Origin of the sequence: Sphaerochaeta sp. S2 (assembly GCF_016406725.1) — a bacterium.
Lineage (GTDB): Bacteria > Spirochaetota > Spirochaetia > Sphaerochaetales > Sphaerochaetaceae > Sphaerochaeta.
In genome coordinates this window covers 19,399-29,284 of the sequence record NZ_JAEKNT010000283.1, presented here as the reverse complement: position 1 = coordinate 29,284, position 9,886 = coordinate 19,399, and the positions used below count along the sequence as shown (strand labels likewise).

8 protein-coding genes are annotated in these 9,886 nt (G+C 46.0%); 5 read left to right on the top strand and 3 right to left on the bottom strand.

Annotated elements, in window-relative coordinates; genetic code table 11:
* Window positions 1-45: 45 nt before the first annotated feature.
* From JF818_RS08300 to JF818_RS08280, 5 genes are all read left to right on the top strand, one after another.
* Window positions 46-1,107: an ABC transporter permease gene (locus tag JF818_RS08300; RefSeq protein WP_198891554.1), complete on the top strand. Its 1,062-nt coding sequence runs from the start codon at window positions 46-48 to the stop codon at window positions 1,105-1,107.
* A complete protein-coding gene (locus JF818_RS08295; protein WP_198891553.1) occupies window positions 1,104-2,219 on the top strand; it encodes an ABC transporter permease in 1,116 nt (371 codons plus the stop codon). The genes JF818_RS08300 and JF818_RS08295 overlap by 4 nt, the downstream gene beginning before the upstream one ends.
* Window positions 2,216-2,701 (top strand): DUF6672 family protein, encoded by a 486-nt coding sequence (locus JF818_RS08290; protein WP_198891552.1) that lies wholly within the window; start codon window positions 2,216-2,218, stop codon window positions 2,699-2,701. Before JF818_RS08295 ends, JF818_RS08290 begins: the two co-directional genes overlap by 4 nt.
* Window positions 2,702-2,808: 107 nt before the next feature.
* Window positions 2,809-4,644, top strand: a complete 1,836-nt coding sequence (locus JF818_RS08285) for a hypothetical protein (RefSeq protein ID WP_198891551.1) — start codon at window positions 2,809-2,811, stop codon at window positions 4,642-4,644.
* 13 nt (window positions 4,645-4,657) lie between these two features.
* Window positions 4,658-6,352 (top strand): hypothetical protein, encoded by a 1,695-nt coding sequence (locus JF818_RS08280; protein ID WP_198891550.1) that lies wholly within the window; start codon window positions 4,658-4,660, stop codon window positions 6,350-6,352.
* Between the two features lie 302 nt (window positions 6,353-6,654).
* Here the strand turns inward: JF818_RS08280 and purD are convergent, their stop codons facing one another.
* Genes purD through JF818_RS08265 form a run of 3 tightly spaced genes read right to left on the bottom strand, consistent with a single transcriptional unit; the run spans window position 6,655 to window position 9,740 of the window.
* Window positions 6,655-7,911, bottom strand: a complete 1,257-nt coding sequence (gene purD / locus JF818_RS08275) for a phosphoribosylamine--glycine ligase (RefSeq protein ID WP_198891549.1) — start codon at window positions 7,909-7,911, stop codon at window positions 6,655-6,657.
* Window positions 7,912-7,962: 51 nt separating this feature from the next.
* On the bottom strand, window positions 7,963-8,961 hold the full coding sequence (dusB, locus tag JF818_RS08270; RefSeq protein WP_198891548.1) for a tRNA dihydrouridine synthase DusB: 999 nt from the start codon (window positions 8,959-8,961) through the stop codon (window positions 7,963-7,965).
* On the bottom strand, window positions 8,958-9,740 hold the full coding sequence (locus JF818_RS08265; RefSeq protein WP_198891547.1) for a TatD family hydrolase: 783 nt from the start codon (window positions 9,738-9,740) through the stop codon (window positions 8,958-8,960). Before JF818_RS08265 ends, dusB begins: the two co-directional genes overlap by 4 nt.
* Between the last annotated feature and the right edge of the window lie 146 nt (window positions 9,741-9,886).

The following is a 9,886-nucleotide window of genomic DNA, read 5'->3' as shown; positions in this document are numbered from 1 at the left end:
CTTGATGATAGGGCAACAGAGCCAGATACTAGAAGGAGGGAGCGTATGAATCTGCAGGAGCTGACTTCTTCGGCTAAAGGTCTCGTTAAATCATTTGGATTGCCCCGTATCATTATTGGGTTGTTCCTCTTGTCGCTTTTTATTACAGCTCCCTTTGTTGGGGTAAATATTGGAACCAGTCTCTCAGATACCTTCAATCGCTTTGGAATGAATGCAGTAATGGTATTAGCAATGGTTCCCATGATTCATAGTGGCTGTGGATTGAATTTTGGACTTCCCTTGGGAATAATAGCGGGGCTGTTGGGTGCAACTATCTCGCTCCAGGTGAATATCCCAGGACCAACATCATTTCTGCTGGCAATCCTGTTTGCGACTCCATTTGCCGTTATTCTTGGCTGGGGTTATGGACAATTGCTCAACCGAGTTAAGGGTGGAGAGATGATGATTGCAACCTATGTTGGATTTTCCAGTGTTGCATTCATGTGTATCATGTGGTTGTTGCTCCCTTTCAATAACCCAACCATGGTTTGGGGGTATAGTGGAACAGGTTTGCGTACCACTATTTCCACGGAAGGATATTACCTGCATGTCCTCAATGACTTCTTGTCCATCCAGTTGACCGATCATCTAACCATTCCTACTGGGATGTTGTTATTCTTTGCGCTTCTGGCATTTATCATCTGGGCATTCTTGCATACCAAGACCGGTACTGCCATGACCGCAGTTGGTTCAAACTCAGTCTTTGCTCGAGCGAGCGGTATCAATGTGGATAAGGTCAGGACGTTGAGTGTAATCATGTCTACATGGCTTGGTGCGATTGGTATCTTGGTATATCAGCAGAGTTTTGGATTCATTCAGTTATATATGGGGCCATTCTACATGGCGCTCCCAGCAGTATCTGCAATATTGATAGGAGGAGCTTCAGTTAATAAGGCTTCCATCCTGAACGTAGTAATTGGTACATTCCTCTTCCAAGGTATTGTAACAATGACCCCTTCTGTAATGAATTCCATGATTCATACAGACATGAGTGAGGTTATCAGAATTGTCGTATCCAATGGTATGATTCTATACGCCTTGACCAGAAAAACGGAGGTGATACGATGACACTCCAGATGACAAAAACACAAAAACTTCTCCGTATTATAGGAAACAATACCGTTCCTATCCTGTTCTTGGTGATATGTGCGTTTGGTATTCCTCTCAGTGGTTATTCTGCAAACTATCTTGTAAGTGAAATTGTAATCCGAATCTCAAGAAACTCATTCTTGATTGTCAGTCTTCTGATTCCGATTCTCGCTGGGATGGGATTGAATTTTGGTATGACCCTTGGTGCGATGGCCGGTCAAATCGGGCTCATCCTGATCAGTGACTGGGGTATCGTAGGGATCCCAGGCATCATCCTTGCCATGATCATTTCTACCCCGATTTCAGTCATACTTGGATGGTGGTGTGGGAAAATCTTGAATATGGCACGAGGTCGAGAGATGGTTACAAGCTATATTATCGGCTTCTTTATGAATGGTATCTATCAGCTTGTTGTTCTCTATGGAATGGGTGTAGTCATACCGATAAGAAGCAATTCACTATTGCTTCCCCGTGGGTATGGTATTCGCAATACCGTTAATTTGATTGGTATTAGAAGATCTCTTGATGATCTTCTTCTCATCCGTCCTTTTGGGATTCCTATCCCTTTGGCGACCTTGTTTGTTATAGCTGTCCTTTGTTTATTCATCCTCTGGTTCAAGAAAACGAAGCTTGGACAAGATATGCGTGCTGTTGGACAGGATCTGGAAGTAGCTAGAGCTGCAGGTATCAAGGTTGAGCATACTCGTATCGTATCAATCGTCATTTCCACGGTTTTCGCTGGTTACGGGATGATTCTTTATCTCCAGAATATTGGAACATTGAACACCTACAATAGCCATATGCAGATAGGTATGTTCAGTGTTGCTGCCCTTCTTGTTGGCGGTGCATCAGTCAGTAAAGCAAACATACGTAATGTATTCTTAGGAGTTATTTTGTTCCACCTAATGTTCGTTGTCAGCCCTATGGCTGGAAAGAACTTGATTGGGCAAGCACAGCTTGGTGAGTACTTCCGTGTATTTGTTTCCTACGGTGTTATTACTATTTCACTGGTTCTCTACGAAGTACGGAAGAAGCGGGACCAGCATTACGCTGGTATGCAGCTTGCAGCTGAACAGGAGGCATCCACATGAAGCTAGCCCTCACAAGAATATTCTGGATTCGTTTTGTTGCTATTCTTGTCATCCTTGTGTTCAGCGTATTATTGTTCTTCATCGGTAAACAACATACGGTTTTGCTCGACAATAAAACTGTTACGATTGAAGGTGAAGAGATAAGAGCGTTGCAGTTGGTGGAAATTCAGATAAACAACCTAGAGCCCATGGAGCTTGCTGCTCGTGATCGTGACAAGGAAGAAGTGACAGGACAGAAGCATTCTGTAACCATCATCTATACAGACTCAAACTGGGAAGAGTATACAATTGAAAGGACTTTTAAGCTTCCCTTGATGCAGGAGATGGTTCTCCTCTCTATTCCAACATTGGTTGCCAATCCCGAAGCTGATCAATCACTATGGTTGGAAAACTATGAGCCTCCAACCTATGCTGTCACAGCTGCTGATAGCGAGGAAGAGGTTGTTACCGATGATCTTTCAGTGTTACTGACAGATATATAAATACCTGAAAGCGCATTAAGTTTCATCATTAGGGGTGCCATTTTGGCACCTCCTTTGGTATACTTTGATTTGTTTAATTCATACAAATAGAACTGGGAGAGTATGGAATGCGTACAACTCGAGTATTGGTTTGTTGTCTTGTAATGGGTCTCCTGTCTGTCTCGATTTTTGGGGCAGTAAACCAGCAAAAGATCTACAGTCTGGATAGTGATGTGTATGATGCTCTAGAGGTGCTCTATATCCACCAAGGGTTATCCCTTCCCTCAACCACTGGTCCTTATAGTCAGGCTGAGCTTTCCCTGATGGTCGAGAAAATCAAGGCATCAGCGTTGCAAGGCTCGATGAAACAAACCTATGAGTACGTCCAGGGAGTCCTCGGTGTTGAACCAAAGACCCAAGGGAAGGGTATTGGCCTGAGTTGGGGCTTTGACGCAACCTTGGAAACCTATACCCACTCTGATACCACAGACTTCATAGGAAGAGACTCCTGGAACTATGACTCAATCAACCATAAGCCTCTTCTTACAGTGAGCTTGGAAACGTGGCCTGCAGAATCCTTCTATGGATATTCTGAGTTGAGTGTGGGGAATACCCATACATTGGAAAACGGGTTTGGTACTACCACATTTGCTACAAATATTCCCATGATTCCTCCCTCTCTTATGCCTGACCTTGACTTCAACATACCTTACCGTGCCTTTGTTGCAGCAGGTGGAGAGCATTGGAGTCTCCAGGCAGGTCGAGACAGGCTGAGTTGGGGAGCAGGACATACAGGCAACTTAATGCTCAGTGATTCCTTCAAGTACCATAACATGGCTCGTGTGACTACGTTCAGTGACAAGTTCAAGTACACCTTTGTAACATCGTTCTTTCCTCATCCATTGCATTACTATGATAATGTGCAATCTGGTGTAGGTTATTACAAAAACCCTGAAACAGGTGATATTGAAGAAGTGTCTGTCTATTACAACACCCAGAATGATGGTCCTACTGAAGGGGACGGACAAGCGACAGCCTTGAATGGCATCTACATGTTCATGTCCCATCGACTCGAGTGGAGGATGTTCCAGGATAAAGTGGGCCTCACACTGACCGAGAGCATCATGTACCAGAGTAAGGAGAATTACTTGGATATACGGATTCTCAATCCTGCCATGATCTTCCATGACTACTATATCCGAAGTAATGCAAACTCCATTCTTGGGCTTGAAATCGACTATACGCCAGTGAATGGCTTGAACATCTATGCTCAGGCAGCGGTGGATGAGTTCTCCTTGCCTGGGGAAGATGTTCCCAGTGAAACTGAAACAAACTTCCCCATCACCTTTGGCTATCTGGCAGGAATCAAGGGAGTAGTGCCAGTAGCTGATGCAGTTGGCTACGGTTCCTTGGAGTTTGCTTATACTGATCCTTATCTCTATTTGCGCTATTCAGAGACTTCATCACCTGATGATTCGAGCTCGGGTTACGATGACTACGGTCTCAATTATGTGGGTGCCATCAGGGAGTTTACCAATAAATCTGGAATGCGCTACAACTCCGAATTTATCGGCTACACCTACGGTAATGATGCCCTGGTGGTCAACCTCAATGGTGGTGTGAAGTCCTATGGGAAGTGGAATCTGAGTGGTAATGTGTTCTACATGGCACATGGTACCTTCGATATGTTTACTTACTGGACCAGAGTGGGGGGAGGTGTGGCTGATATTCCAACTACGCCTACATCCGGTGGGAGCGTCGGCAACTACGCTGATTCCAGTTATGCGTCCCGTAATGCAGTAGAGCATACCCTTGTTGCAGGGCTCTATGGCTCGTATCAAATTACCGATACGCTGAAAACCTTTGGTCAGTTGGATTATATCACCATACAGAATTATCAGAACATAGCTGGGCAGAAAGCAAGTGATATTCAACTTACCCTTGGCCTGAGCTACACAATCTGATAAGGGAGTGCGTGTGAGACGACTATCCATCATTCTGTTGTTGATTGGAATATGCGTGGGACCACTTCTTGCTACCACCGGCGCGCAGGAAGTGATCCCGCTCTCTGATCCCATCTATCAGGAGATGGACCTCCTGTACTTGATTACAGGAACAGGAACCCCTTCCGCTTCCAGGCCCTGGACGAAAGCTGAAGCCCAGAACATGCTCTCATATGTGTCCTCAGGGGAGGAAGGGAGCACGCAGCATGCACTCTATACTTCCATACATCAAACGGCATATGAATCACTTCGTTGGATGTTTCCTGAAGAATTTGCTCTCTCGGCCAACCTCGATCTTTCTGTGGAGGGCTATGCCCACCATAACCCATCGTATAACTCCTTGGGGAGATGGGCCTATGCGTTCCCGGACCGAAAGCCTCTGGCTAGACTCCGCCTGGATATGGCAATATCAGATTTCTTCTACACCTATAGTGATTTACAATATGGATACGGACTTTATACGCACGACGATGTCATTCCTCATCTAGCGGATGATCATGACTCCTTTGGTGCACTTATCCCTGATGCAAGTACCAATAATATAAACTATATAGATGGGTCTACCCCCCTCATACAATATCAGAAACGTTTTGCAAACAACCTGATTCCTGCAAGCAAGCATTTTGACTTCCAATGGCCAAAACGTGCAGTATTTTCGGTTGGTTCCGGGCATTGGAATCTTGCCTTCAGCCGAGATAGGATTTCATGGGGTAACTCCCGGATCGGGAACTTCATATTGGATGATCATGTTGATTTTCATGAGTATCTTCGTTTCACTGCCTTCTCCAACTATTTCAAATATGAGGCATTGACGGTTTTCTTCGATACCTACTATGCCAATGATCCACACATCCGTATGTTGCTCGCTCATCGTCTGGAATTCCGACCTTGGGAGAAACTGACGATTGCAGTTAGTGAGAATGTCATGTACAAGGATGATTTCCTGGATGTCAGATTTCTCAATCCATCATTTATCTATCATAACCTGCATCAGGAGAGTAAGTTCAATGCAATAGCACATGCTGAACTGGCCTATGTCCCTGTTCCTGGGATCCGTCTATATGGACAGTTTGCCTTGGATCAAGCTGTTGCCCCTAATGAGGACCCTGATGAAGAGGACACAGCCTGGGCTCTTTCATTGGGACTGGAAGTGGCAAAGCCACTGGAAAAAGGTGTGATCTCCAGCGTCTTGGAAGCTTCCATGGCTCTTCCCAGTATGTATCGCAGAGATAGCGTTGACTTCTTGATGATCCGGCGGTATGCAGGACTTGGGAAGACCGTGCATCTGCTTGACTACATCGGTTCACCCTATGGGGGCGATGCCTTGGTGTTTCTCTCTGAGACAAACTATCATGTTCCCTCTGTTGGTACCCTCTCCCTTACCTTCACAGCTGCCTTGAAAGGCGAGATAGATATGTACACACCAAGTATTGGTGGTACCACTGATTACGGTGCTGTTCTGTTCTCCCAAAATATGATCTCCACAGCATTCTGTGCAACTCTCTCAGGAAAGAAGGAGCTGGAACTAAGCGTATCAGGTATTGAGCGATGGGAAATTTATTCTAGTCTCTCGTATCTCTCATTTGGGGAGTATTTACAATCGAGTCATACGTTTACTTTGAAGTCTTGGGATATCCAGGTTGTTTTGGGAACCTCAGTTATTTTCTAATGACAAATGTACAGTGAGAAAATTATGTCACAAGCTAACCGGTATTCATTGACGGCAAGGGCAAACTGAGGGTAGGATGAAAGTAGAGATGGACCTTGTTTATGTGTTTCCTTCTAACAATGGTCTTTCTTCTGGAGTTCTGAGACGATTTCTTCTGACCGTTCCCTTTGCGTGGGGGGAATCGAAAAGTTGACGGCTGCCTGGGGAGGTGGCCGTCAGTCTTGAGGAACTATGGAACGGTAGAGCATGAGACTTCACTGTGGGGTGTGAGGTCTCATTGCTTTTTTTTTGATTTTTTGGTTTTAGTTCTCGAAAAACCGATTCCCAATATCTTGCCGATACCAGGCACCTTCAAAATTTACCTGTTTGACACCTTTGTATGCATTCTTGTTTGCATTCATGATATTGTAGCCGATTCCCACCACAGTGACACAACGTCCACCGGTGGTAACCAATTTGCCTTCATACTCTTGGACTCCTCCGAAAAAGTAACGAGGAGCGCCTTCGAAGCTATTGTACAGCAGGGGAGCCGGCATTGGCTCAAGGTTTTTCCCAATAATGGGTTTTTCCGGATACCCATCAGAAGCAACCACCAAGGCTACTGCTGATTGATTGGAAACCTCAAGATTGAGAGAAGAAAGCGTATCATGCTTCATGGCATCAAGAATATCGACAATGTCCGTATTGATGAGTGGTACGAATGCCTGTGCGGCAGGATCGTTGAAGCGAACGTGATAATCAACAAGAATCGGCCCATTTTTGGTAATGATGACACTGATGGTCAGCACACCCTTGTAGGCCATCTTTTCAGCCTTCAAACCGAACAATACCGGCTCGATGATTGAGTCAACAAGGGCGTCACTAAGAGTTTTCTGGAGTGGGACCGGGCAAATGGAACCCATACCTCCGGTAGGCAGTCCTCCCTCCTCGACTTTCATGTAGTCGCTTGAGGTGGGAAGCATAAGATACCCTTTGTTATCCAAGAAGAGGGTGATGGTTATGGGAAGGCCGTTGAGGTGTTCTTCCAGAATGATCGGGCCAGTGGCAAGTAGTCCCTTGGAAAAATCCATGAGGGTGGAGTAATCAGTGGAATCTACCATGACCCTACTGGGTGCAATAGCATTGCTTTTTACCACGAATCGTTCACCTTCATGACGTTTTAAATACTCTGAGAGTTTTTCTTCATCATCAAAGAGAACGTGGGAAGAGGTAGGAATGTTATGGCGGTCGGAAAACATACGGGCAAAATTTCGATCACCTTCAAGCTTCAAGGCCCGGTTGGGTGCTCCGAATGTGTCTATTCCCCGTTCATTGAGAAAGTCGATGACACCTGTAAACAGAGGTGCCTCAGTACCCACAAAGACGAAGTCGATACCATGGGTTTGGCAAGCCTCGTATACCTGCTCAGGGTCAGAAGGGTCAATTGACAGATTTTCCGCAATTGTCTTAGTTCCTACATTTCCAGGTGCCACATATAGACCGTCAATCAGACGACTCTGAGAGAACCACCATGCAATGGCATGGTCTTTTGCTCCGGACCCTAACACTAATACTCTCATTGCATTTCCTTCCCGATGTGATTACTCGAATAAACGTACCATTTTACCGCTTTACAGGTCAACAAGTGGGCTGAGAGCCTCAAGATACTGTTCACGTCTGGAGGCATGTACCACCGCTTGCTTAATTGTTGAGGTATTGGGAATTCCTTTCAGGTAACTGCAGGTATGTTTTCTCATCAACGTACATGCCGTTGTTTCTCCAAAGGTATCGATCATGAGGTCCAGGTGGCGTAGAATGGCAAGCCTTCTCATTTCCACGGTGATAGGCTCAGGTTCCTTTCCTTGCAAGATGGCTTTGGCTTGGGAGAAGATGAAGGGATTACCAATAGCTCCCCGTGCAAACATCACCCCATCGATACCGGTTTCTTCAAGCATTCTCTTGGCATCTTCTGCCTTGAACAGATCTCCGGAACCGAAGACTGGTACCTGATAATTGTGCTGGAGTGTGTACTGCTTGAGTTCAGTGAGCTTGCTCCAATCAGCAAATGGTGCATAGCCTTGGCTGCGGGTCCTTGCATGGAGCGTCAGTGCACTTGCCCCTCCATCCAGGGCAGCTTGTGCAAATTCAAGGAAGTTCTCACTCTGTGCATCCCATCCTGTTCTAAACTTGACCGATACAGGGATGTCTGTCTCCTCAGTAATGGTGCGGACCACCTCGGTGATAAGCTTGGGTTGCTTCATCATGGCTGAACCTGCCCCTGTCTTGGTAACCTTTGGAACCGGGCAACCGCAATTGATGTCGATCACCTCGGGATGGTAAGGCTGGAGCTGGGAAAGGGCTTCCTTGAGAGAATCAGTGTTTCCCATGAATAGTTGAACAGCGTACTGCTTTTCGTTTGGGGCACGATCCATGAGCGCAAGTGTTTTCTCGCCTTCTCTTGCAAGACCTTCGGCACTGACCATTTCTGTAAATGTAAAATCCGCTCCTGCTTCAATGCAGAGCGTTCTGAATGGAATATCTGTGTACCCGGCAAGTGGGGCAAGAAACACGTTTCCGCCTAGCGTTGTCGAGCCGATTGTTACGGGGTGATAAAGATTCTTTCTGTTCATACATCCTTCGGAAGGGCAAAGGCCCTGAGGCTGTTAGCATAAAGCGTTTGTGAAAGCGCTTCAAGAGATGTTTGCCTCAGTGTTGCAAGAACAGTTGCCGTTTCCAGAATATATTGAATTTTATTTCGCTCTCCCTTGTGGGAGTAGGGAGTCATAAAGGGAGCTTCGCTCTCAATGACAATCCTGTCTTCAGGAAGGCGTATGGCTACCTCTTGCAGCATTCGGCTGTTCTTGAAGGTCAGGTTCCCTGCGAAAGAGAAGGTAAGATTCATATCCAATGCTCGTTGTGCGAATGCCCAATCTTCTCCAAAGCAATGGAGAATTCCACCCTTTGGTGGAAGCTTTTCCTCGAGTATGGGGAGTAGGTCTTCACCTGCGTTTCGGTTGTGGATAATCACAGGAAGGTCGAGGTGTTTGGCAATCTCGAGATGTCTGAGCATCAGCTCTATCTGCGCAGTCTTATCGCCTCCGAACATATGGTAATAGTCCAGTCCTGTCTCTCCAATGGCAATGACACGTTTCTTTTTTGCATGGGAGATGACCCTCTCTTCCCAATCATGCCCTGGATGGGCTACTTCGGTAGGGGAGACCCCTACTGCATGGTAGACATCCTTTGCGCTCTCCAAATTGGTGTAGGTCTTTTCAAAATCGCTTAAACTGTTGCAGATGCTCACAACATGCTTGACCGACTTGACTTTGGCAAGTTGGACAGCAAGCAGTTGTTCCATTTTGTCATCCTGGATCAGCCCTATGTGGGCGTGCGTGTCAAACAGTTGCATACCGACTCCTTGAGAAGCTTACAAGCCTGTGTGGAGGATGGGTCCACTATAGCATGGGTGGTGTGAGTCGTCAACGTTGTAACTCATATGCAGCAAAATAGTTATATACACATGTAGAGAGTTTGACAATTTGTTATTGACGTGGT

What these genes read in the sequence shown, in the direction of transcription:
- JF818_RS08265 (WP_198891547.1), bottom strand. Translation starts at nt 9,740, where the DNA reads ATGCAACTGTTTGACACGCACGCCCACATAGGGCTGATCCAGGATGAC.
- JF818_RS08295 (WP_198891553.1), top strand. Translation starts at nt 1,104, where the DNA reads ATGACACTCCAGATGACAAAAACACAAAAACTTCTCCGTATTATAGGA.
- JF818_RS08285 (WP_198891551.1), top strand. Translation starts at nt 2,809, where the DNA reads ATGCGTACAACTCGAGTATTGGTTTGTTGTCTTGTAATGGGTCTCCTG.
- JF818_RS08300 (WP_198891554.1), top strand. Translation starts at nt 46, where the DNA reads ATGAATCTGCAGGAGCTGACTTCTTCGGCTAAAGGTCTCGTTAAATCA.
- dusB (WP_198891548.1), bottom strand. Translation starts at nt 8,961, where the DNA reads ATGAACAGAAAGAATCTTTATCACCCCGTAACAATCGGCTCGACAACG.
- JF818_RS08290 (WP_198891552.1), top strand. Translation starts at nt 2,216, where the DNA reads ATGAAGCTAGCCCTCACAAGAATATTCTGGATTCGTTTTGTTGCTATT.
- purD (WP_198891549.1), bottom strand. Translation starts at nt 7,911, where the DNA reads ATGAGAGTATTAGTGTTAGGGTCCGGAGCAAAAGACCATGCCATTGCA.